This is a genomic window from Nonomuraea sp. KM90 (genome assembly GCF_052246675.1).
Lineage (GTDB): Bacteria > Actinomycetota > Actinomycetes > Streptosporangiales > Streptosporangiaceae > Nonomuraea.
The window spans coordinates 156,121-177,404 of record NZ_JBQQCB010000011.1 but is presented as its reverse complement, the minus strand read 5'-3'; the positions used below and the strand labels follow the sequence as shown (position 1 = coordinate 177,404).

Below are 21,284 nucleotides of genomic sequence, written 5' to 3'. Positions count from 1 at the left end.
CTCGCATCCGTGGAATTGCAGCGAACTTACAGCGGGGCCCCTCATGCTCGATCGAAACACGAGTGAAGGACCGTAAGACATGACAGATGAATCGATCGTGCTGATGTCGGACCGCCGGCTCCTGGCCATCCCGGTGATCGAGTGCGGTGAGCCGCTGTTCGACCTGCGCAAGGTGCCGGAACTGGCGCTCGACGACCGCCAGGCCGACGGCGCCGGCGCGTACGCCCGGCTACGCATCGGCCTCGTCGATCGGCTGCTGTCGGTGAACGAGCTCCTGCCCGCGAAACACCGGCTGCTGGTCGTCGAGGGCTACCGGCCCCTGGCGCTGCAGCGGCACTACTTCACCCGGTACGCCGCCGAGCTCCGCGACGCCAACCCTTCGTGGAGCGAGGAGCAGGTCCACACCCAGGCCAGCCGCTCGCTCGCGCCGCCGGAGGTGGCGCCGCACGTGTGCGGGGCCGCCGTCGACCTCACGCTGATCGACGCCGACGGTGCCGAGCTCGACATGGGCACCCCCGTGAACGCCGGACCGGAGGAGAGCGGCGGCGCCTGCTACACGCACCATCCGGCGATCTCCTCCCAGACGCGAGCCAACAGGCGTCTGCTCGCTCAGGCCATGAGCGCGGCAGGCTTCATCAACTACCCGACAGAGTGGTGGCACTGGTCTTACGGCGACAGGTACTGGGCGCTCACGACGGGTGCCCCCGCGGCCCTCTACGGGCCGCTCGACTGGAACGGCTCATAAGAGCTGGCACGCCGGGGCCCCCGCCGTGATGCCCGCGCCCGCAGCCAGGGTTGCGCGGTACGCCACCGTACGACGTTCCGGTATATCGCTGGTATGTCGCACCCGGCGCCGTCGGGCGACACGCCCGTGTCCTGGGCACGCCCGGATCACGGGCACGTTTCCCGTCATGGGCACCGGCCGCGTCCGTGAGGATGCCTGTGCCATCGGGCTGGCCTCACCCGTTTCAGGGGAAGGCGGCTTGGGGAGATGGCGGGAGTTCCGGGATTCCACTGTCAAGCAGTGACTACTCTGTGTAAGTATACGAGTGCAAACCGTTACTCTCTCTTGGGAGAACACCAATGCACCGACCCGTGCGGCTGTTGGCCGCCACCGCCCTGGCGACCCTGGGCCTGCTCGCCGCCGCACCCGCCGCGAACGCCGTCCTCGATCCTGCTCGTGCCGGCGAGTGCCTGGCTGCGAGCGCCGGTGAACTGACGACCATGGTGGATCCGACCGCGGCGGGCACGCCTGCCGAGGTTCCCGCCATGCACTGCATCACCACTCCTTGATCGCACGACAGCGTCGTGCAGCGCGCCGAGCGGTCGCGGCACCGTCGTGGTGGCCGCGGGCAGGGCGCGCGTGAGTCTGGTGATTTGACCGGGCTGTCCGCCACCACCGTTCCCGTCAGGTTTTCGATCTTCCGCACGGACCTCATGGGTGGCGGCGGCGGGCAGCTCGCCGGCCGGCCGGGCACTCGCTCGCACATGCCCTGCCGGCCGGTACCATCCCCGCGGCTTGCCGTTCAGGGTGCGAGTCGTGCCTGTTCGGGGTGGGGCGTTCAGGTGAGGCCGGACAGGAGGGCTTGGACGCCGTCTTTGAGAATGCGCTCGCCCTCCTCGCCGGAGTTCAGGAACCAGCCGGGGAGCGGGCTGCGAAGCGAGCAGGTCAGCTCGATGCCGACGAGGCCGTGGATCGTGGTCCACACCAGGTACGCCGAGCGCTCCGGGTCCGTCGCCCGGATGAGGCCGGCCTCGGCCGCTGCCGAGGTGGCGGCGGCGAGCGGGTCGAAGCACAGGCGCAGGGCGTCGTTGCGCTGCTCGGGCGAGGGGTCGAAATCCGGGACCGGGCGCTCGAACATGAGCGCGAACAGGGCAGGGTCGGCCAGGGCGAACTGCCTGTAGCCGTACGCGACCCCCATGATCCGGGCCAGCGGATCCGTGCGACCGTCCAGGGATCGGGTCATCGCCTCGTGAAGGAGGTGGAAGCCGTGCTCGTAGATCGCTTCCAGCAGGCCGGCACGGCCGCCGAAGCAGGTGTAGATGCCCATCGTGGAGGTGGCGGCGGCGTCGGCCACGCGGCGGAGGGTCAGGTGGAGCGCGCCCTTCTCGCGTAACACGCGCAGGGCCGCGTCGAGCAGGTCCTGGCGCAGCGCGCCGAGTTCTTTCGAGGTGCTTACGGCTCTCGGCACCCTCTCACCATATCTGGCGATAACGAGCATCATAACGAGTGTTATCACCGAGAAGAACAAGAGGGAGGACGCCCTACATGAGTGTTCATCGGGTTGCCGCGGTGGCGGGGTTCGCCTGCGCCGTGTTGCTGTTCGTCAACTCCGCCCGTCGCGCTGGATACCTGCCGGAGACGGCGCTCACCCATGCCATCGCACCGTTCGGGGCCCTGACGGGATTACTCGCGATCACCGGCATCTACCTGCTCATTCGCCGCACTTCCGGCACGCTCGGGCTTGTCGGATACGTGCTCAACTCGGCCGGGCTGGCCGGGGCGTTCGCGATCGAGTACACGCTGCACTTCGTCTTCCCCTACCTCGGCGGCGGCGTCGTGAGCGGGCTGCTGACCGGGGGCACCGGGCGGGCGTTCCTGGTCACGTCGGTCGTCCTGCTGGTGGGGGTGGTGACGTTCAGTGCCGCCGCGATCAGGAGTGGGGCCATGCCCGTGGTGGGCGTGCTGCTCTACGCCGTGGGCATGGTGCCCGGGTCGTTGCGGAACGTGGTGCCGTTGCCGGTCTATCTGGCCGGGCTGGTGATGGCGGGGGTCGGGGTCGCCTGGATGGCGGCGCGGCTCTGGTCGGCCACGGAGCTTGCGGAATCTCAGGCGTCCAAGAGGTCTGGAAGGTCCGCGATGCCTTCGGCGTCCTGATCGTCCGCAGCAGCCACGGCGTCCGATGCCGCAGCGCGGTGGCGAGCGATCGGTGCGGCGGGGCGGGTGGTCCGTCCGTGGGAAGGCACGGCCGGGAAAGAGAAGAGCCGGGCGCCGGCCGGCGCCCGGCTCTCAGGAGGGATCCGAACCGGAGATCCTGCGCCGGCGGCAGGATCTCCGGGGTCAGATCTGGCGGCTCAAGGCCCTGCGAAGGCGGTCGTTCGCCCGCTTGACCTCGCGCCGCGCCCGCTGCACGCGACTGACGCGCAGGATGAGGCGCTGTTCGGCCGCCTCGCGGTGGAGGGTTTGTATTCGGTCATTTACCAAGTCATGAATCAGATCCGGCACGGCAAGGCTCCTCGTCGAATGAACGCTCATCGGTTTGTTCACTTTCTGGTGGTAGGTCCGGTGTTCAGGCAGCGACCGGGTGCTTGCGGGGACGCCCGCGCGGACGCTTACGGGGAACGATCGTTCCCCTGAGGATCAGCTCGCCACCCCAGACGCCCCACGGCTCCTCGCGCTCGAGCGCGCGGGCCAGGCAGGCCTTCTGGATCGGGCAGCCGCCGCAGAGAGCCTTGGCGAACTCGACGTCCTCCGGCGACTCGGCGAACCACAGGTCAGGGTCGGTACGACAGGGGATCTTGGCTTCGTCGATCAGGTCCATGATCGTCTTCGCCCCCATCTGCTTCTCCTTTTGATCGATCTTTTTGATCTTGGTCGGGCACCTCGTAGGTGGTCGGGGATCACGGACAAACAAGAAGGCCGCGGATCCTGTGTGCGGATCCGCGGCCTGGAGGCGGTTGCTTGCCGGTCAGGTTATGACCGGAGCATCCCTCCAGGGTTGCGGACCGCACAGTCCACCCTTGGTGAGCTGGCTGGTCGGCAGTTCGATACGTGCGTTGTAGACAGGAGCGCCTTGCTTCACGACAGCGGCACCGAAGTGGGCGTGCGCATAGAAGGCGGCGGCCTGGCTACGGGCAGACTTCTCCTGCCGCGGCTTGGCGGGACCATCGACGAGTCTCACCAGGTCACGGCATGCGGAGGCGCGCCACTGCGTGGCCGACATCTTGATGCTGATCACCGGGGCTCACCTCCACTCTTGGGATCGTCGGAACAGGAGTGTCCGACTCGCTTGACCATGACCCTAAACCGGGAACCCGGGAAGGGGCAACATATTTTCTACCTGCGATTTCGTGTCTACTTCATCACGCGAATCATGGCTTCCTGGACGACCGAGACCACGAGTTCACCTGACGCCGTGTACATCTCCCCGCGGGCGAGCCCCCGGGCCCCCGCCGACCACGGGGACTCCTGAGCGTAGAGGAGCCAGTCGTCGGCCCGGAAGGGGCGGTGGAACCACATCGCGTGGTCCAGCGAGGCGCCCATGACGTTCGAGGCGCCCCAGGCCATGCCGTGTGCCAGCAGTATCGTGTCGACCAGCGTGAAGTCGGAGGCGTACGCGGCCAGCACCACGTGCAGGAGCGGGTCGTCGGGCAGGTCGGCGTGATAGCGGAACCACACGTTGGTCTGGGCGCTGCGCAGCTCCGGGTTCGCGTACGCCTCCCAGGTGAGCGGCGAGGCGTACCTGGCGTCCACCGGGCGGGGGCGCGAGAGCCAGTCGCGCAGGTCCGGGTTGTCGCCGACCAGCTCGTACATCCTGTCCTGGAACGTCGGCAGCGTCTCCGGGTCGGGCACCGCCGGCATCGTCAGGGCCTGGTGCTCCACGCCCTCCTCGAAGACGTGGAACGACGCGGACATCGTGAAGATCGCCTTGCCGTGCTGGACGGCCACGATGCGGCGCGTGGTGAACGAGCGGCCGTCGCGGAGGCGTTCGACGTTGTAGACGATCGGGATGGACGGGTCGCCCGGCCGGATGAAGTAGGCGTGCAGGGAGTGCACGTTACGGTCCTTGGGCACCGTACGGCCCGCCGCCACCAGGGCCTGCGCCGCCACCTGGCCGCCGAAGACACGCTGGATGCGCTCCTCCGGGCTCCTGCCCCGGAAGATGTCGAGCTCGATCTGCTCCAGGTCGAGCAGGTCCAGCAGCTCCTTCAGCGCCTCGTTCACGCGTCCGTCCCCCTTGTGTTTTCCGATTCTGGGACAAGTCTGACGTGTCGCCCATTCACGCCCAAACGTGGGCCTGGCTTGTCTGATGATTCCCTGTCGCAGTTTCGCCGTTGTTACGGCACCCGGCTACGAAGCGCGGCACAGGGCGAGGACGGCCTCACCGTACCGGTCGATCTTGACCTTGCCGACCCCCGCGATCGACAGCAGCTCCTGCTCCGTGGCCGGGGCCCGCTCGGCGATCGCCTGCAGCGTCACGTCCGTGAAGATGACGTAGGGGGGCACCTTGCTCTCCTTGGCCGTGGCGGTGCGCCACGACTTCAGGCGTTCGAGCAGGGCCTCGTCGTAGTCGGCCGGGCAGGTCGAGCAGCGGCCCAGCTTCTGCTCGGCCGCGACCACCAGCGTCTTGGCGCACACGCGGCAGCTCACCGGCGCGGCCACCTGGCGGCGTTCGCGGGTGGACGGGGCCACGCGCGGCGGCGACGAGGCGCGGCCGGTGAGGCCGTCGAGGAAGCGGGACGGGCGGCGGCTCTTGCGGCCCCCGGGCGCGCGGGCCAGGGCCCAGGAGAGCGAGAGGTGCTCCCGGGCGCGCGTGACGCCGACGTAGAGGAGGCGCCGCTCCTCCTCGATCTGCTCGGGGGTCTCCGCGTAGATGATCGGCAGCATGCCGTCGGTGACGCCGACGAGGAACACCGCGTCCCACTCCAGGCCCTTGGCGGCGTGCAGCGAGGCCAGGGTGACGCCCTCCACGGGGGGCGCGTGCTGCTCGGAGGCGCGGCGTTCGAGCTCGGCCACGAACGCGGGCAGGTCGGCCCCGTCCGCCGCCATGTCCTCGGCCAGGTCGGCCAGGGCCTTGAGCGACTCCCACTTCTCCCTGGCCTTGCCCCCGCCGGGCGGGGACGGGGTCAGGCCGATGCCGGCCAGGATGTGGTGCACCTCGCCGGCCAGCGGCTCACCGGCCGCGGAGCGGGCCGCGCCGCGCAGCAGGACGACCGCCTGGCGCACTTCCGGGCGTTCGAAGAAGCGCTCGGCGCCGCGCAGCACGTAGGGGATCTCGGCCTTGGCCAGAGCCTCCTCATACGACTCCGACTGTGAGTTGACGCGGAACAGCACGGCTATCTCGCGCGACGGCACGCCCTTGTCGAGGAGCTTCCTGATGGCGCGGGCCACGCCGGCGGCCTCCGCGGGCTCGTCGTCGTAGTCGTTGAACACCGGCCGGGGGCCGTCGGGGCGCTGGGCCACCAGCTCCAGGCGGTGCGGGGACTTGCCCTTGGCGATGACGAGGTTGGCCAGATCGACGACCTGGGGGGTGGAGCGGTAGTCGCGTACGAGCTTGATGACGGCCGCGTCGGGGTGCTCCACCGCGAACCCGGTCAGGTAGCGCGGGCTGGCGCCGGTGAAGGAGTAGATCGTCTGGTTGGGGTCGCCGACCACGCAGAGGTCGTCGCGGCCGCCGAGCCAGGTGTCGAGCAGCAGCTTCTGCAGCGGGTTGACGTCCTGATACTCGTCGACCACGAAATAGCGGTATTGCTGGCGGATCTGCGCCGCCACCTCCTGGTGCTCGGTCATCACCGCCGCGGTCAGCTCGAGGATGGTCTCGAAGTCGACGAGGTGACGCTCGCGCCTGATCCGCTCGTACGACTCGTAGAGCCCGGCCACCTCGTCGGCCGCGATCGGCGGCGTGCGGTGATATTTGGCGGCCGCCGCGACGTAGTCTTCCGGGCCGATCTGGGTGACCTTGGCCCACTCGATCTCGGAGGCGATGTCCCGCAGCTCGGAACGGTCGGGGCTGCGGCGGACCTGGCGGCACGCCTCGGCCAGGACCGGGAGCTTCGACTCGATGACCGACGGGGCCTCGCCGCCGATCACCCGCGGCCAGAAGTAGGTGAGCTGGCGCAGCGCCGCGGCGTGGAACGTGCGCGCCTGGACGCCGGGGGCGCCGAGCGCGCGCAGCCGCTGGCGCAGCTCGCCCGCCGCGCGTGTGGTGAACGTCACGGCCAGGACGCTCTGCGCGTCCACGACTCCGCTGCGGACCGCGTACGCGATGCGGTGGGTGATCGCCCTGGTCTTGCCCGTGCCCGCACCCGCCAGCACGCACACCGGCCCGCGCACGGCCTCGGCGACCGCGCGCTGCTCGGGGTCGAGTCCGATCAGTACGTCGTCCGAGTTGTTCACCCGTACATCCTTCCAGCCGGTGGCGGTGAAGCACCTTATTCTGGCAACATGCGGGCCGACGTATGTTCCTAGTCATCGAGATGCAAAGAACTGGTCTCTTCCCCCACAATGGGGCCGACCACGTGCATGGGGGAAAGGAAGGCCGTGCGAACAGCGGTTTCCGTGAGCGTTCTCGCGCTCGCTGCCGTCGTGCTCACACCAGTCACCGCGAGCGCGGCCAAGGACCCCGCCCCCGGCCCCACGGTCAGCAACCCCGTGGACGCTGAGGGGCTCGGCGGGTTGTCCGTGGAGACCGTCCAGTACGGCTCCCACCAGCGCCAGAGCATGGACGTCTGGTGGACGCCCGACGGCCAGGAGCGGCCCGGGATCTTCCTCGTCCACGGCGGCTGGTGGTCCAGCGGTGACAAGAGGTACATGAAGGAGATCACCCGCGGCTACGCCGAGATGGGCTACACGGTCTTCAACCTCAACTACCGCCTCTCCGGCGACGCCGCCTGGCCCGCGCAGCGCACCGACGCCCTGGCCGCGATCGCCATGGCGCGCAAGCATGCCGACAAGTGGGCGTTCGACGCGGGCAACTACGTGCTGGTGGGCTTCTCCGCGGGCGGGCACATCGCGGCGGCCGTGGGCACGTACGGCGACGGCATCAACGGGCTCAAGGGCGTGGTCGGGCTGTCCCCGATCATCTCGCCGCTGCGCGCCTACTCCGACGGCGAGAAGGCCACCGACCCCAACAAGCGCAAGCTCCGCACGGCCGCCATCAAGCTGGCCGGCGGCTGCGCGCCCAAGGGCAAGTGCTCGCGCGTCTGGGCGAGCATGGAGGTGGCCTGGCACGCCAGCCGCAAGGACGCGCCGATGCTGACCATCCATTCGGCGGAGGAGTTCGTGCCGCCGGTGCAGAGCCAGCTGCTCAAGCAGATGCTCGGGCAGGTGGGCGTGCCGGTGACCGTGTTCACGGCGCCGGGGGTCAACCACAGCTCGCCGCTCTACCGGGAGCCGGGTGTGGCCGAGCGGGTGCAGGCGTGGATCGCCGAGCGGATCGGGTAGGGGACCGGACCAGGCAGATCCGGGATTAACCAGGCACCGGGCGTTGTTGCACCGATCGCCTGATTCCTTGACCTTGGAGGGTGTCCCGAGATGGCGCTCACGATCTACAGCACCACCTGGTGCGGCCCGTGCAAGCGGCTCAAGTCCCAGCTCGCTCGCGAGGGCATCAGCTTCGACGAGATCGACATCGAGCGTGACCCGTCTGCCGCCGACTTCGTGATGAGCGTCAACAACGGCAACCAGGTGGTGCCGACCGTCGTGATCGACACCCCCAACGGTCGCGTGGTGCGGACGAACCCCTCGGCCATCGAGGTCAAGGCACTGCTCGAAGCGGCCTGACGGTCACCAGTCGCCGACGAGCTCGCCGCCGTACCAGGTCTCGATGAGGCGGCGGGCGATCGACACGGGAGGCGGCAGGCGCAGCTCGCCCGACTCCAGCGCCCGTGCCATCTCCTCCCTGGAATACCAGTGCGCCTCGGCGATCTCGTCGGCGTCGGGGGTGAGCGCGGTCGTCATCGCCTCGGCGAAGAAGCCGAGCATGAGGCTGCGCGGGAACGGCCAGGGCTGGCTGCCGAGATAGCGCGGGTTGGTGACGACGATGCCGACCTCCTCCGCGACCTCGCGGACAACGGCCGCCTCCAGCGACTCCCCCGGCTCCACGAACCCCGCCAGGATCGACAGCCGACCCTCGGGCCAGTGCGGCCCGCGGGCCAGCAGGCAGCGGTCGTCCGCGTCGCGGACGAGCATGATCACGGCCGGGTCGACGCGCGGGAAGTGCTGGCTGGAGTCCTGCGGGCAGACGCGGATGTGGCCGCCGGCCGCGACGTCGGTGCGGCTGCCGCAGCGCGGGCAGAACTCGTGCGTCGAGTGCCACGCCTCCAGCGCCACGGCGTAGACCAGCAGGCCCGCGTCGCGGTCGCCGAGCAGGCCCCCCGCCTGGCGCAGCCCGGCCGCCACCGGCTGGCCCTCCGGCGTGTCACGCAGGGTCATCGGGATCGTGACGCGGCCGTTGAGGTCGCCCTTGGGCAGGCCCGGCAGCGGCGCGGCCACCGCGAAGTAGGCGACCCCGTCTTCGAGGCCCAGCAGGTAGCGCGGCCCCGGTGGCGCGTCCGCGGGCGTGAACAGCACCGCCTGCACCTCGTCTCCCGACCGCCGCACCAGCGTGTGACCGTTGTCGATCACCAGCACCCTGGTCGCGGGATCGGACCACGCCCGCTCCAGCCACCCGTCGTCGGCCCGCAGCGCCGAGGACCGGTCGATGGTGCCGCGTGCGAGGAGCAGCGGTCCGATGAGTTGCTCTTCCGCGGTCGTCTCCACTGGCCGCCCCCTCCTGAATCCCATGTCATCCTATGACCTCGCAGTTAGCCGGCGATTACGGTATCCGGGCACCGGGGTGATCTCTCGGGGGCTAAGATCGACGAGTTAGGTTAGCCTTACCTGATTCTTCGGGGGTGCCTTCGCGTTGCGGCTCTACCTGACCGCGCTCAAACCAACCGATTCCGTGACGGACGGCTTCCTGCCGGCGGCCCGGGCACTCGGTTGCGAGGTCACGATCCTCACCGACCGGCCCGAGCACCATCCGCACGCGGTGGCGTGTGACGTGCGGGACCCGCGCGCCCTCATCGACGCCGTCGAACACCTCGGCAGGCCGGACGCGATCTTCACCAACTCCGACCACCTGCAGGCGGAGACCGCGCTCGCCGCATCCTACTTCGGGCTGCCGGGCAAGGACTGGCGGGCGTGCGCGGCGGCCAAGAACAAGTTCCTGACGCGGCGCAGGCTGGCGGAGGCCGGGGTCGAGCGGGTGTTCTCCGTACGGCTGGGGCCCGGCGACCCGGTGCCGGAGCACCCGCCGTACCCGGTCGTGCTGAAGCCCCGCGAGGGAGTGGCCAGCGAGGACGTCATGCTCGTCGAGAGCGACCTGGCCGGGGCGGTGGCCGAGGTCAGGCGGCGGCGGCCGGGCGAGGCGCTGGTCGTGGAGGAATACCTCGAAGGGCCGCTGCGGACGCTGGAGACGCTGGGGGACGACGGCGGGCTGCGGGTGCTCGGGGGGTTCGAGACGACGCTGGGGGCGTTGCCGTACTTCGTGGAGGAGCGGCTCGACTGGGCGCCGCCGGACGGGTCGCACGGGCACGTGCTGGCGGCGTTGCGGGCGCTCGGGGTGGGGTTCGGGGCCTGCCACACCGAGTACGTGCTCACCCCGGCCGGGCCCCGGATCATCGAGGTGAACTACCGGGCGATCGGGGACCACTGCGACTTCCTGCTGGGTGAGGTGCTCGGGGTGCCGCTGTTCGAGTGGATCCTGCGGGTGCACCTCGGGCAGCGCGTGCCGGCCGTGCCGGACGCCGCCGGGAGGCACGCGAGCGCGGTCAGCCTGGTCGCGGACCGGCCCGGGACGATCAAGGACGCCCCCGGGCACGAGTCCGTGGTCAGCGGCGACGTGCGGCTGTGGCACCGGCCGTTGCGCGAGGTGGGGGACGTCGTCTCCCTGACGCGTACCAACCGCGACTACCTGGGCGTGGTGCGGGCGGTCGGGCCCGATCGGGCGCGGGTGGACGCGGCCGTGGCGGAGTACCGGGCCGCGCGGCCGTGGGTGGTCGAATGAGCGCTCGGGAGGCGTACCTGGCCGCCCGGGTGCTCGACGCGCTGCTGCGCGAGGACTACGGCGGGCTGGCCTCCCGCGTCACCAGGACCAAGGACGGGGTCGGGCTGCTGCTGGCGGACGGGCGGTGGGTCCGGCTGGCACCCGGGGTGCTGTTCCAGGACTTCGTGGTCGCGCCGGACGAGCGGCTGGGGCTGGAGCAGGTGCTGGAGACGCTGGTGGAGCTCGCCCACCCGGCGGACTCCGAAGGGGTGGCGGCCTTCTTCGAGGAGTGCCTGGCCGCGCTGGCGGCGCTGGAGCTGCACGACGGGGTGGCGGAGGAGGTGCTGCGGTCCGGGCCCTCTTACGAGACGCTGGCCGCCTTCGTGGACCACCCGGTCCACCCGACTTCGCGGGCTCGGGTGGGGCTGTCCGAAGACGATCTGCGGGCGTACGCGCCGGAGTTCGGGCCCTCGTTCGAGCTGCGGTGGGCGGTGGTGCCGGGCGCCGCCGACCGGCTGCCTCCCGACGTGGCGCCGCCGTTCGCGGACGACCTCGATGACGGCGAGGCGCTCTTCCCGGTGCATCCGCTGGCCGTGGACGAGGTACGGAAGATCGACGGGGTGCGGGTGCTGGACGAGACGGCCGTACGGGTGCGGCCCACGCTGTCCATGCGGACCGTCGAGGTGAGCCCGCGCGTGCATCTCAAGCTGCCCCTGCCCATCAGCACCCTGGGCGTCAGGAACCGGCGCTCGATCAAGCCGGGCGTGCTGGCCGACGGGGCCAGGGCGGAGCTGCTGCTGCGCGAGCTGGCCGACCCGGACGTCGTGCCGGCCGACGAGCAGACCCACGCGCACGCCGGGCACGAGTATCTCGCCTGGATGGTCCGGCGGCTGCCCGAGGGCGAGATCGTGCCGGTCGCCGCGCTGGGCGCGCCCGGCGTGCTCGACGGGCTGGGCGACGTGCTGCCCGACTATCTGCGGCTGCTGCTGCGGTGGAACGTCAAGCTCTTCGTACGCTACGGCGTCGCCCTGGAGGCCCACCAGCAGAACCTCGCCCTGGTCCTGGGCGGCGACCGCCTGCGGCTGCTGGTCAAGGACAACGACGGCCTGCTGGCCTCGCCTTCGCGGCTGCGGGCGGCCGGGGTCGAGGTGCCGGCCTTCGCCGACGAGCGGATGCTGACCGACGACCCCCACGCCCTGGCCGACGTGTTCGTGACCATCACGCTGCACCTGGCCGCCGCCGCCGTGACGTTCGCGGCGCTGCCGCACGACCGGGCCGCCGCGCTGCTGCGCGACACGCTGGCCGAGGCCCTCGACGAGTACGGCGACGACCCCATGGCCAGGCTCCTGCGCGCCCGGACGCTCGACGCGGCCCGGCTCACCGGCAAATCCATGATCACCGCCGGGACTCTGGTGTCCAAGGAACGTTCCGGCGCGCGCGACATCAACAAGTTCTACGGCACCAGCGGGCCGAACTACCTGAGGAGAGCCTGAATGCCCGGACTAGCCATCGACGCGCCCTCCGGCCTGGCCGAGGAGGCGACGCTGGCGGCCCTGCTGCGCTGCTGCGTGCGGGAGGTGGCCGGGCCGCGCGGGTTGGTGTGGCCGGCACCGCCGTACCTGCTGCTGCGGGTGGCGGGGGTGCTGCTGCGGGCCCGTACGCACGGCGGGGCGGCCCTGCGCTTCGCCGGCCGGCCCGAACGCCTGCGGGCCGGCGCCTGGCAGCCGCTGTCCACCGACGAGCTGGTCGGCCTGGTCGAGGCGGAGCTGCAGGGGAACAACGGCGAGTTCGCCGGGCAGGTGGCGGCCAGCAGGGACGCCGTGGCGGCGATCCTGGGCGCCCGGGCCGGGGCCGTGCCGCCCGCCGATCCCTGGCTGGCCTCGGAGCAGGCGCTGGTGTACGGGCACCCGTTCCACCCCAGCCCCAAGGCGCGCGGCGGGGACGGCTGGCTGCGGTACGCCCCGGAGGCGCATGCCGAGTTCCCCGTCCGGCTGCTCGGCGTGCGGGAGGACGTGCTGGCCGAGCAGGGCGACGTGGCCGCGCTCGACGCGATGGGCCGGGCGCCCGCCGGGTACCGGGTGCTGCCGGCGCATCCGTGGCAGCTCGACCTGCTGCGGCCGGCCCTGGGGAGCGAGCTGCTCGACCTGGGGCCGGGGCCCGTCGTGGTGCCGACCTCGTCCGTACGCACCGTCTACGCCCCCGCGGCGGAGGTCTGCCTGAAGTTCTCCCTGGACGTCCGGATCACGAACTGCGTGCGGAAGAACGCCTGGTACGAGCTGGCCGGCGCGGTGGAGCTGACCGGACGGCTGACGCCCGTCTTCGAGAAGGTGGCGGCCGAGCACCCCGCCACCCGCTGGCTCCCCGAGCCCGGCCACCGGTCGGCCGCCCTGGGCACCCGGCTCCACGAGGGGCTGGGGGTGATCGTCAGGCAGAGCCCGTGGGCCGTCTGCGACCCTGGCGTCACCCCGGTCCTGGCCGCCGCCCTGGACGCCCCCGTGCACGATCCGCTCGCGTGGTGGCGGGCGTACGTGACGGTGGTCGCGCTGCCGGTCCTGGAGCTGTACTTCACGCACGGCGTGGTGCTGGAGCCCCACCTGCAGAACGTCCTGGTCGGCCTGGACGCCTCCGGAACGCCCGCGCAGGCCGTCTTCCGTGACCTGGAGGGCACCAAGCTCGTCACGGGCCGCCACGACCTCGGCGGCCTGCATCCCGAGGTGGCCCGCGCGCTCAGCTACGACGCCGAGCGCGGCTGGGCCCGCGTGGTCTACTGCCTGCTCGTCAACCACCTGACCGAGATCGCCGCCACGGTCGCGGGAGAGGACGACGGGCTGCTGCGCGAACTGTGGCGGATCGCCCGCGACCTGCTCGCCCGCCAGGCCGCCGGTCTGGGCCGGCCGCTGCCCCTGTCGAACCTGCTGGCGGGCGCGCCCCTGCCGGCCAAGGCGAACCTGGGGGTGCGCTGGGCCAGGGCGGCCGACCGCGCGGCCGGTTACGTCCCGATCGCGAACCCGCTCGCATGATCGGGCCGCGCGTCCAGGAGGCCGCTCTGGGCCTCGCGGAGGTCCCGGCCTACGTCTATGACCTGCCGGCGCTGGACGAGCACGTCGCGTCCGTACGGCGGGCGCTGGGGGCCACCGAGCTGTACTACGCCGTCAAGGCCAATCCCGACGCCGAGCTGCTGCGGGTGCTGGCGGGGCACGTGGACGGATTCGAGGTGTCGTCGGCGGGCGAGCACGCGCACGTGACGGGCCTGTTCCCGGGCATGCCGGTGGCGCTGGGCGGGCCCGGCAAGACCGACGCCGAGCTGCGGCTGCCGCACCACCGCCTGCACGTCGAGTCCCCGAACGAGCTGCGCCGCCTGCTCGGCACCGGGCTGGAGGCGGACGTGCTGCTCAGGCTCAACCCGGACCTGCCGGTCGAGGGCGCGGCGCTGACGATGAGCGGGCCGTTCGGGATGGACGAGGCCGGGGTGGCGGAGTGCCTGCCGCTGTTCGGCGACCGCGTACGGCTGCGCGGCCTGCACGCCCACCTGGCCAGCGGGCTGGCGGCGCCGCAGCTCCTCGGGCTGGCGGGCGCGCTGCTGGACAACGCCTACGAGGAGGTCAACCTGGGCGGCGGGATGGCGGTCTCCTACGCCACGCCGGAGTCCAGGTTCGACTGGGCGGCCTACGGGGCGGGGCTGGCCGGGCTGGGGCGGGGCAGGCGGCTGCGGATCGAGCCCGGGCGGGCGCTGACCGTCTACTGCGGCTACTACGTGACGAAGGTCGTGGACGTGAAGCGGGTGCGCGGGCAGGCGTACGCGATCCTGCTGGGCGGCACGCACCACCTGCGCACGCCGGTGACCAAGGGGCACGACCAGCCGCTCCACGTCCTGCGTACGGGCAAGGGCGGCGTGGCCGGCGAACCGGTCACGTTCGTCGGCCAACTCTGCACCCCAAAAGACCTTTTTGCCCGAAATATCGTGACTTCGGTGGGGGTCGGGGACACCGTGGTGTTCGAGATGGCCGGGGCCTACGCCTGGAACATCTCGCACCACGACTTCCTCATGCACCCGAAGCCGGCTTTCCACTATCTAAGAGCCTGACACCCTCGATGAGCGCGACCAGGCCGTCGGCGTCGAGCAGGTCGACCGGCCGCACGGTGCGGTTGGCGCGTACGTAGTGGAAGGCCGCGCCCACCTGCTCCAGCGGCACGCCCGCCAGGTGCGACCAGGCCAGCCGGTAGGCGGCGAGCTGCACCGTGGCCGCCTTCGCCGCCTTGCCCCTGGGCGGCTGGCCGGTCTTCCAGTCGACCACCTCGTAACCGCCGCCCGCCCGCTCGAAGACGGCGTCCATCCGCCCGCGCACCAGCCGGTCGGCGATCATGGTCTCGAACGGCACCTCGAGATCGACCGGCCGCCGGTCGGCCCACTCGCTCTCCTCGAACCGCTCCTGCAGCTCGGCCAGCCGCACGTCGGCCTCTTCGAGCTCCTCGTCGTAGAGCTCGAAGTCGTCGATCAGCCGCTGCTGGTCCCACCGGGTCTCCAGCCACTTGTGGAACGAGGTGCCCCGGCGGGCCAGCGGCGCCGGCTTGACCGGGACCGGCCGGCGGATCCTGCGGGCCAGCTCGCGCGGGTCGGCGGCCAGCGTGACCAGCGACGACACGGTCAGCTTCATGGGCAGCTCGACGGTCGTCGCGGGCTTGCGCCGGTGCAGATCGCGCTCGCGCAGCAGCAGGTCGGTGTCGCGCTCCCAGGCGCGCAGGCGCTCCTCCTCGTAGGCCCGCAGCGGCTCGTCCTCGTCGTCCGGCCCGAGCGTGCCGGCCAATGCGTCCTCGACCAGGCGGGCGCCGTCGAGCACGGACTCGTAGCGCAGCCCCTCGGGCGTGACCGGCCAGGTGGCCTCGGCGGGCTCGGCAAGCAGCGGGTTGGTCGCGCCCTCGGCCAGGTCGCCGGCCCAGAACGAGATCCGGTCGGCGGTGTCGCGGATCTCCAGCAGGAAGTCGGACGGCTCCAGGGGCTTGGTCGCGGTGCCCCACCGGTAGCCGGAGGCGATCAGGTGGTAGTGGGCGCGGGTCACGGCCACGTACGCGAGCCTGCGCTCCTCCATCAGGTCGCGCTCGCGGCAGAGCTCGTCGAAGGCCGCCAGCTCCTCCTTGCTCAGCCCGCTCAGCCGGGGCAGGTCGGCGGCGTCGCCGCGCAGGGTGTAGGGGAGCTTGCGCGGGTTGTCGGTCCAGCGGCTGTTCATGACCGGCGTGGCGGGGAAGATGCTGCCCGTCGCGATCGTCCCCTTCGAGCTGACGAGCTGCGACAGGCCGGGCACCACCACGATCGGCCACTCCAGGCCCTTCGAAGCGTGCACGGTCATCAGCTTGACGCTGTTGCTCTCGCCGACCCGGCCCGCCTCCAGCCCGAACTCCTCGCTCTCCGCCGCCTGCAGGTAGGCCAGGAACGCCCCCAGCGTCGGGTCCTCCGAGTCGCCCGCGAACCTGGAGGCCGCGTCGAGGAACGCGTCGAGATCCGCCCGCGCCGCGAACGCCCCCGCCGTGCCGCTGCGCGCGGCCACCTCGACGTCGAGGCCGAGCCTGCGCTCGACCTCGGTGATCAGATCGGGCAGCGGCTGAGCGGTGTGCGCGCGCAGGTGGCGCAGCTCGTGGGCGAGCGCGACCAGCCTGGTGCGGGCCAGCGGCGAGAACGGCTCCAGCCACGCCTCCCGGTCGGGCAGCTCGTCCAGCGCGTCCACCAGGCTGCCGCGCTCCTCGGCCAGGTCGGCCACCACCTGGTCGAGCGGGTCTTCCTGGCGGCGGCTGTCGCTCAGCTCGCGGGCCAGCTCCCTGGCGCGCTCGCCCAGCACCCGCAGGTCCGCCGGGCCGATCCGCCAGCGGGGGCCGGCCAGCAGCCTGGCCAGCGCGTCGCCGGCCGTGGGGTCGTACAGGACGCGGAGGGTGGCGACGATGTCGTTGACCTCGGGCACGGTGAGCAGGCCGCCGAGGCCGACGACCTCGACCGGGATGTCGCGGTCCTCGAGGGCCCGGCGCAGCGCGGGGAACTGCGAGCGCTTGCGGGCCAGGATGGCGACGTCCTGCGGCTGCACGGCCAGCGTCTTCTTGCGCTCCCTCTCCCCCCAGGGCAGGCCGTCGGGGGCGACCTCCTGGCCGAGCATCTTGGCGATGCCGTCGGCGATCCACCTGGCCTCGTCCTCGGCCGTCTCGTGGAAGGCGCAGGTGACGCGGCCCCGGTCGACCCGGTTGGGGCCGGGGACCAGGACGGGGACCTCGCGGGCCTCCATGCGGAGCGGGAGCTGCACCCGGGCGGCGACGTCGAGGACGCGGTCGCCGTTGCGGAAGCTGACGCTGAGCTGGCGGACCGGGGCCGGGTCGCCCGTGCCGGTGCGGAAGTCGCGGGAGAAGCGGCGCAGGTTGCCGGCGGAGGCGCCGCGCCAGCCGTAGATCGACTGGCACGGGTCGCCCACGGCGGTGACCGCGTGGCCGCCGCCGTAGAGGGAGCGCAGCAGGACGAGCTGGGCGTGGCTGGTGTCCTGGTATTCGTCGAGCAGGACCACGGAGTAGCGGGAGCGCTCGATCTCGCCGACCTCCTTGTGGCCGGCGGCGATCCGGGCGGCCAGCGACATCTGGTCGCCGTAGTCGATGACCTCGCGCCGGCGCTTGAGCCGTTCGTACGCCTCCACCAGCGGCAGGAGCTGCTCCCTGGCCGCCTGGACGGTGAGCGGCTTGCGCTGGGCGAGCGTGGTCCGGCCGGGGAGCAGGGCGTGCCTGTCCTGCAGCCACTCCCCCACCCGCCGCACGTCGGAGCCGGCCCGCAGGTGCTCGGACAGCTCGCCCGCCAGCTCCAGCAGGGCGGCCGTGACCGACGGCGGGCCCAGCTCGATCTTGTCCATCGGCCCGTCGTACATCGCCACCACCCGCGAGGCGAGCTGCCACGACACGGCCGGCGTGACCAGGCGCATGGTGGGCTCCAGCCCCTCGCGCAGGGCGTGGTCGGTGACCAGGCGGGCGGCGTAGGCGTGGTAGGTGGACACGGTCGGCTCGTTGTCGAGCGCGCCCGGCGCGACCAGGCCGGCCTCCGCCAGGCCGTTGAGCCGCTCCCTGACCCTGGTGGCCAGCTCGGCGGCGGCCTTGCGGGTGAAGGTGAGCCCCAGCACGTTCTCCGGTTTGACCAGGCCGTTGGCGACCAGCCACACCACGCGGCCGGCCATGGTCTCGCTCTTGCCGGAGCCGGCGCCCGCCATGACGACCATCGGCTCCAGCGGGGCCTCGATGACCTCCGCCTGCTCGGGGGTCGGGGGCAGGACGCCGAGCTTGCCGGCGAGTTCGGCGGGGGTCAGCACACCTGGCCCCCGTTGTCGTTGACCGGGCAGCTCGCCCTGGCCGCGCAGGTGCGGCAGCCGTCGTTGACCTTGGCCTGGAAGAACGGGCCGGACATGCCGGTGGCCACCGTGTCGACCAGGTCCGCGGCCCAGCCGGGATCCTGGTCCTCGGCCAGCGCGCCCTGCTTCTGCTCCAGGGCGTCGTTCTTGCCCGCCGCCTTGCCGAGCTGCACCAGCGCCGCGCCGCCCGGCTCGGTCATGCCGTGCCGGGCGAACGCGCCCAGCAGCGCGGCCAGCTGGTAGACGCCGAGCTGCGGGTGGCGGTCGAGATCGCCGGCCTTGGGCTTGGAGCCGCCCGTCTTGAGGTCGATGATCACTGCGCGGTTGTCCGAGTCGCGCTCCACGCGGTCGACCCGGCCCTTGATCTGGACGCCCTCCGAGACCATCGCCGTGAACGCCTCCTCCAGGGCCACCAGCTCGCGCGGGTTCTCCTTGTGCCAGCGCAGGAACTTGCCGATCATCTGCTCGGCCACCTGGCGCTGCTTGCGGTTGTACCAGACGCCGCCGAAGTCGAGGTCGCTCCAGATCTGGTCGAGGCGGTCGCCCAGGAGGTCTTCGCTGGGCAGGTCGGTGGCCGCCAGGACGGCCAGGGCGTGGATGACGTTGCCCAGGCCCTGGGCGGTGCTGGTGCCCGCCGCGCCGACCGCCGTCTCCAGCAGCCAGCGCAGGCCGCACTTGGTGAAGCTCTCGACCGCCGAAGGCGAGATGCTGACGATCCCGTCGGGCCAGCTCAGGGGGCGGTCGTCGGAGATGGGGGTGAGGGCGTACCAGTCGTTGGGGTGGGCGCCCTGGACCCCGGCGGCGGCCAGGCGGGCCAGCTGTCGCGCCGCCTTCTGCCGGAGCCTGCCCGGTTTGGTGGGGTCGGTCACCGCGCTGCGGAGGTCGGCGACCAGGGCGGACATGTTCAGCCAGCGGGCCCGGTCGTCCACCGTGGCCGTCTCGACCGCGCCCGGCATCAGCTCCGACAGGAACCTGGACGGGCGCTCGTCGGTGTCCTCGCCGCCGACGGCGGTGACCACGAGCCTGCGCCTGGCCCTGGTGGCGGCCACGTAGAACAGCCTGCGCTCCTCGGCCAGCAGCTTGGAGGCCAGCGAGGCGGCGCTCGGCTCGGCGCCCTCCACCACCTCCACGAGGTCCTCGACGCCCAGCATCGACCCGCGCAGGCGCAGGTCGGGCCAGACGCCCTCCTGCACGCCCGCCACGACCACGACGTCCCATTCGAGGCCCTTGGAGCGGTGGGCGGTCAGCACGCGTACGGCGTCGCCGTCGGGGGCCCGGTCGGCCAGCGTGTCGCCGGGGATCTCCTGGGCGGCCAGGTCGTCGAGGAACACCTCGGGACCCGCCATCGGCATCCGGTCCACGAACCTGGCCGCGTGGTCGAACAGGGCCACCACGGCGTCGAGGTCGCGGTCGGCCTGGGCGCCCCTGGGGCCGCCCGCCAGGCTCTGGTCGGTCCAGCGCGCGGCCAGGCCGCTGCCCTGCCAGACGGCCCACAGCAGGTCTTCGGCGGTGCCCTCCTGCCGGGCGGCCTCGCGGGCGTCGGCCAGCAGCTTGGCCACGCGCTCGGCCGGGAGGGCGATGTGGGGCTCGACGCGGGTCAGCTCGCGGACGTCCTTGACGGCGGCCACGAGCAGCTCGCCGGACGAGCGCGGCTTGACGGGCAGCGGCTCCGCCTCGTCGGCGGTGGCGCTCAGGGCCTCGTTCTCGGCGATCTTGAGCGCGCGGCGGAGGCGGCGTACGCCGATCATGTCGGTGCCGCCGAGCGGGCCCGTCAGCAGCTCCTCCGCCACCCCCTCGTCGAGCTGCGACGGGTCCAGCGCCACGCGCAGCATGGTGAGCAGCGGCCGCACGCCCGGCTCCTGCGCGATCGGCACCTCGTCGCCCGCGATCATGGTCGGCACCCCGGCGTTGACCAGCGCCCGCCGCAGCAGCGGCACCTGCCGCTTGGCCGAGCGGACCAGCACCGCCATCCGGTGCCAGGGCACCCCGTCGATCAGGTGGGCGCGGCGCAGCGTGTCGGCCACGATCGCCGCCTCCTGGCTGGTGCTGTCGGCCAGCAGCACCCGCACGTCGCCGGGCTCGGCGTCGGGCAGCGGCAGCAGGTCGCGGTGCCCGTGGCGCTGGTCGTGCTCCGGCGCGGGGGCCACCGGCAGCCTGGCGGCCACCCGGCGGGAGGCCTCCAGCAGGTCGGCGCCGCTCCTGCGGCACACCCGCAGGGCCAGCACCGGGGCCTCGCGGCCGTGGAGGGTCCTGAAGCGCTCGGGGAACTTCATGATGCCCTGCACGTCGGCGCCCCGGAACCCGTAGATCGACTGGTCGGGGTCGCCGACCGCGACCAGGTCGCGGCCGTCGCCGGCGAGCTGGGTCAGCAACAGCTCCTGGGCCGGGTCGGTGTCCTGGTATTCGTCCACGAACACCACGTCGTGCGCCGCCCGCTCGCGCTCGCGCACCTCGGGATCGGCCAGCAGCGCGGTGGCGGCCCCGATCAGCTCGGCGTAGTCGTAGGTCTCCTCGGGGGCCAGGTCGAACCGGTCCTGGTAGCGCTCGGCGAACCGCCCCACCGCCACCCAGTCGCCGCGCCCGTGCAGCCGGCCGAGCGCGACCAGCCGCTCGGCGTCGAGCCCGCGCTCGTTGGCCCGGGACAGGAAGTCGCGCAGCTCCTCGGCGAAGCCGCGCGTCTTGAGCGGCTCGCGCAGCGACACGGGCCAGCCGGGCGCGCCGTTCTCCAGCTCGCCGTGGAGCAGCCGACGGATCTCCAGCAGCTGCTCAGGGCCGGTGAGCAGGCGCGGCGGGGCCTTGCCCGCCAGCACGGACTCGCGGCGCAGCAGCGCGTAGGCGTAGGAGTGGAAGGTCAGGGCGAGCGGGGTGCGGGTGGTGCGGCGCAGCCGCGCGGTGACGCGCTGGCGCAGCTCCTCGGCGGCCTTGCGGCTGAAGGTGAGGATGAGCACGCGCTCGGGGTCGAGGCCGCGCCGCTCGATCCGGTCGACCACGCTCTCGACGATCGTGGTGGTCTTGCCGGTGCCCGGACCTGCGAGAACGAGGAGGGGACCGCTCCGGTGCTGGACCACGGCACGCTGGTGCTCATCGAGCTCAGGCGGCACATTCGGCCCCCCGCCACCTCTTCGCACCAACCGCCAGGTCTGAGCACTCACAGCACTAGATTCCACCAGAC

General features: G+C 72.1%; 18 protein-coding genes. 9 read left to right on the top strand and 9 right to left on the bottom strand.

Features of this window, described 5'->3' with window-relative positions:
* Nucleotides 1–79 precede the first annotated feature (79 nt).
* A complete protein-coding gene (locus ACTWPW_RS15620) occupies nucleotides 80–745 on the top strand; it encodes a M15 family metallopeptidase (protein ID WP_443169099.1) in 666 nt (221 codons plus the stop codon).
* Nucleotides 746–1,083: 338 nt separating this feature from the next.
* Nucleotides 1,084–1,293, top strand: a complete 210-nt coding sequence (locus tag ACTWPW_RS15615; protein WP_443169098.1) for a hypothetical protein — start codon at nucleotides 1,084–1,086, stop codon at nucleotides 1,291–1,293.
* 269 nt (nucleotides 1,294–1,562) lie between these two features.
* Here ACTWPW_RS15615 and ACTWPW_RS15610 read toward each other — a convergent pair whose 3' ends face one another.
* Nucleotides 1,563–2,192 carry a TetR/AcrR family transcriptional regulator gene (locus ACTWPW_RS15610; protein ID WP_443169097.1) on the bottom strand — a complete coding sequence of 210 codons (630 nt, stop codon included), beginning with the start codon at nucleotides 2,190–2,192 and terminating at the stop codon, nucleotides 1,563–1,565.
* 77 nt (nucleotides 2,193–2,269) lie between these two features.
* Here ACTWPW_RS15610 and ACTWPW_RS15605 point away from each other — a divergent pair, with 77 nt between their 5' ends.
* On the top strand, nucleotides 2,270–2,878 hold the full coding sequence (locus ACTWPW_RS15605) for a hypothetical protein (RefSeq protein ID WP_443169096.1): 609 nt from the start codon (nucleotides 2,270–2,272) through the stop codon (nucleotides 2,876–2,878).
* Nucleotides 2,879–3,061: 183 nt separating this feature from the next.
* Here the strand turns inward: ACTWPW_RS15605 and ACTWPW_RS15600 are convergent, their stop codons facing one another.
* From ACTWPW_RS15600 to ACTWPW_RS15580, 5 genes are all read right to left on the bottom strand, one after another.
* The gene (locus ACTWPW_RS15600; protein WP_375113475.1) at nucleotides 3,062–3,268 is read right to left on the bottom strand and encodes a hypothetical protein; all 207 of its coding nucleotides are present in this window, start codon (nucleotides 3,266–3,268) and stop codon (nucleotides 3,062–3,064) included.
* A gap of 22 nt (nucleotides 3,269–3,290) precedes the next feature.
* Complete coding sequence (locus ACTWPW_RS15595; protein ID WP_080045300.1) at nucleotides 3,291–3,560, bottom strand: WhiB family transcriptional regulator; 270 nt, start codon at nucleotides 3,558–3,560, stop codon at nucleotides 3,291–3,293.
* Nucleotides 3,561–3,689: 129 nt separating this feature from the next.
* Entirely contained in the window at nucleotides 3,690–3,959 is a 270-nt protein-coding gene (locus ACTWPW_RS15590; RefSeq protein ID WP_443169095.1) for a hypothetical protein, read from the bottom strand.
* 116 nt (nucleotides 3,960–4,075) lie between these two features.
* Nucleotides 4,076–4,945, bottom strand: coding sequence for an acyl-CoA thioesterase II (gene tesB, locus ACTWPW_RS15585; protein ID WP_364136425.1), 870 nt, complete (start codon nucleotides 4,943–4,945; stop codon nucleotides 4,076–4,078).
* Nucleotides 4,946–5,071: 126 nt separating this feature from the next.
* Nucleotides 5,072–7,117, bottom strand: coding sequence for an ATP-dependent DNA helicase UvrD2 (locus tag ACTWPW_RS15580; protein WP_443169094.1), 2,046 nt, complete (start codon nucleotides 7,115–7,117; stop codon nucleotides 5,072–5,074).
* Nucleotides 7,118–7,279: 162 nt separating this feature from the next.
* On the opposite strand from ACTWPW_RS15580, the gene ACTWPW_RS15575 reads away from it, so the two are divergent.
* Both ACTWPW_RS15575 and ACTWPW_RS15570 read left to right on the top strand, forming a co-directional pair.
* On the top strand, nucleotides 7,280–8,164 hold the full coding sequence (locus ACTWPW_RS15575; protein WP_443169093.1) for an alpha/beta hydrolase: 885 nt from the start codon (nucleotides 7,280–7,282) through the stop codon (nucleotides 8,162–8,164).
* 90 nt (nucleotides 8,165–8,254) lie between these two features.
* Complete coding sequence (locus tag ACTWPW_RS15570; protein ID WP_364136431.1) at nucleotides 8,255–8,503, top strand: mycoredoxin; 249 nt, start codon at nucleotides 8,255–8,257, stop codon at nucleotides 8,501–8,503.
* Nucleotides 8,504–8,506: 3 nt separating this feature from the next.
* Here ACTWPW_RS15570 and nudC read toward each other — a convergent pair whose 3' ends face one another.
* The gene (gene nudC, locus ACTWPW_RS15565; RefSeq protein WP_375113471.1) at nucleotides 8,507–9,481 is read right to left on the bottom strand and encodes an NAD(+) diphosphatase; all 975 of its coding nucleotides are present in this window, start codon (nucleotides 9,479–9,481) and stop codon (nucleotides 8,507–8,509) included.
* A 145-nt stretch (nucleotides 9,482–9,626) separates the two neighbouring features.
* Between nudC and ACTWPW_RS15560 the strand changes: the two genes are divergently transcribed.
* The 4 genes from ACTWPW_RS15560 to ACTWPW_RS15545 are packed head-to-tail and all read left to right on the top strand — an operon-like array spanning nucleotide 9,627 to nucleotide 14,832.
* Entirely contained in the window at nucleotides 9,627–10,769 is a 1,143-nt protein-coding gene (locus ACTWPW_RS15560) for a siderophore biosynthesis protein (RefSeq protein ID WP_443169092.1), read from the top strand.
* Nucleotides 10,766–12,241, top strand: coding sequence for an IucA/IucC family protein (locus tag ACTWPW_RS15555; protein ID WP_443169091.1), 1,476 nt, complete (start codon nucleotides 10,766–10,768; stop codon nucleotides 12,239–12,241). Before ACTWPW_RS15560 ends, ACTWPW_RS15555 begins: the two co-directional genes overlap by 4 nt.
* Nucleotides 12,242–13,768 carry an IucA/IucC family protein gene (locus ACTWPW_RS15550; RefSeq protein WP_443169090.1) on the top strand — a complete coding sequence of 509 codons (1,527 nt, stop codon included), beginning with the start codon at nucleotides 12,242–12,244 and terminating at the stop codon, nucleotides 13,766–13,768.
* The gene (locus ACTWPW_RS15545) at nucleotides 13,765–14,832 is read left to right on the top strand and encodes a type III PLP-dependent enzyme (RefSeq protein ID WP_443169089.1); all 1,068 of its coding nucleotides are present in this window, start codon (nucleotides 13,765–13,767) and stop codon (nucleotides 14,830–14,832) included. Before ACTWPW_RS15550 ends, ACTWPW_RS15545 begins: the two co-directional genes overlap by 4 nt.
* Here ACTWPW_RS15545 and ACTWPW_RS15540 read toward each other — a convergent pair.
* Both ACTWPW_RS15540 and ACTWPW_RS15535 read right to left on the bottom strand, forming a co-directional pair.
* Nucleotides 14,792–18,073: an ATP-dependent helicase gene (locus ACTWPW_RS15540; protein ID WP_443169088.1), complete on the bottom strand. Its 3,282-nt coding sequence runs from the start codon at nucleotides 18,071–18,073 to the stop codon at nucleotides 14,792–14,794. The two genes, ACTWPW_RS15545 and ACTWPW_RS15540, sit on opposite strands and share 41 nt — an antisense overlap.
* Complete coding sequence (locus ACTWPW_RS15535; RefSeq protein WP_443169087.1) at nucleotides 18,067–21,213, bottom strand: ATP-dependent helicase; 3,147 nt, start codon at nucleotides 21,211–21,213, stop codon at nucleotides 18,067–18,069. The genes ACTWPW_RS15540 and ACTWPW_RS15535 overlap by 7 nt, the downstream gene beginning before the upstream one ends.
* Nucleotides 21,214–21,284: the final 71 nt, after the last annotated feature.

What these genes read in the sequence shown, in the direction of transcription:
- ACTWPW_RS15620 (WP_443169099.1), top strand. Translation starts at nt 80, where the DNA reads ATGACAGATGAATCGATCGTGCTGATGTCGGACCGCCGGCTCCTGGCC.
- ACTWPW_RS15615 (WP_443169098.1), top strand. Translation starts at nt 1,084, where the DNA reads ATGCACCGACCCGTGCGGCTGTTGGCCGCCACCGCCCTGGCGACCCTG.
- ACTWPW_RS15605 (WP_443169096.1), top strand. Translation starts at nt 2,270, where the DNA reads ATGAGTGTTCATCGGGTTGCCGCGGTGGCGGGGTTCGCCTGCGCCGTG.
- ACTWPW_RS15595 (WP_080045300.1), bottom strand. Translation starts at nt 3,560, where the DNA reads ATGGGGGCGAAGACGATCATGGACCTGATCGACGAAGCCAAGATCCCC.
- ACTWPW_RS15570 (WP_364136431.1), top strand. Translation starts at nt 8,255, where the DNA reads ATGGCGCTCACGATCTACAGCACCACCTGGTGCGGCCCGTGCAAGCGG.
- ACTWPW_RS15555 (WP_443169091.1), top strand. Translation starts at nt 10,766, where the DNA reads ATGAGCGCTCGGGAGGCGTACCTGGCCGCCCGGGTGCTCGACGCGCTG.
- ACTWPW_RS15550 (WP_443169090.1), top strand. Translation starts at nt 12,242, where the DNA reads ATGCCCGGACTAGCCATCGACGCGCCCTCCGGCCTGGCCGAGGAGGCG.
- ACTWPW_RS15545 (WP_443169089.1), top strand. Translation starts at nt 13,765, where the DNA reads ATGATCGGGCCGCGCGTCCAGGAGGCCGCTCTGGGCCTCGCGGAGGTC.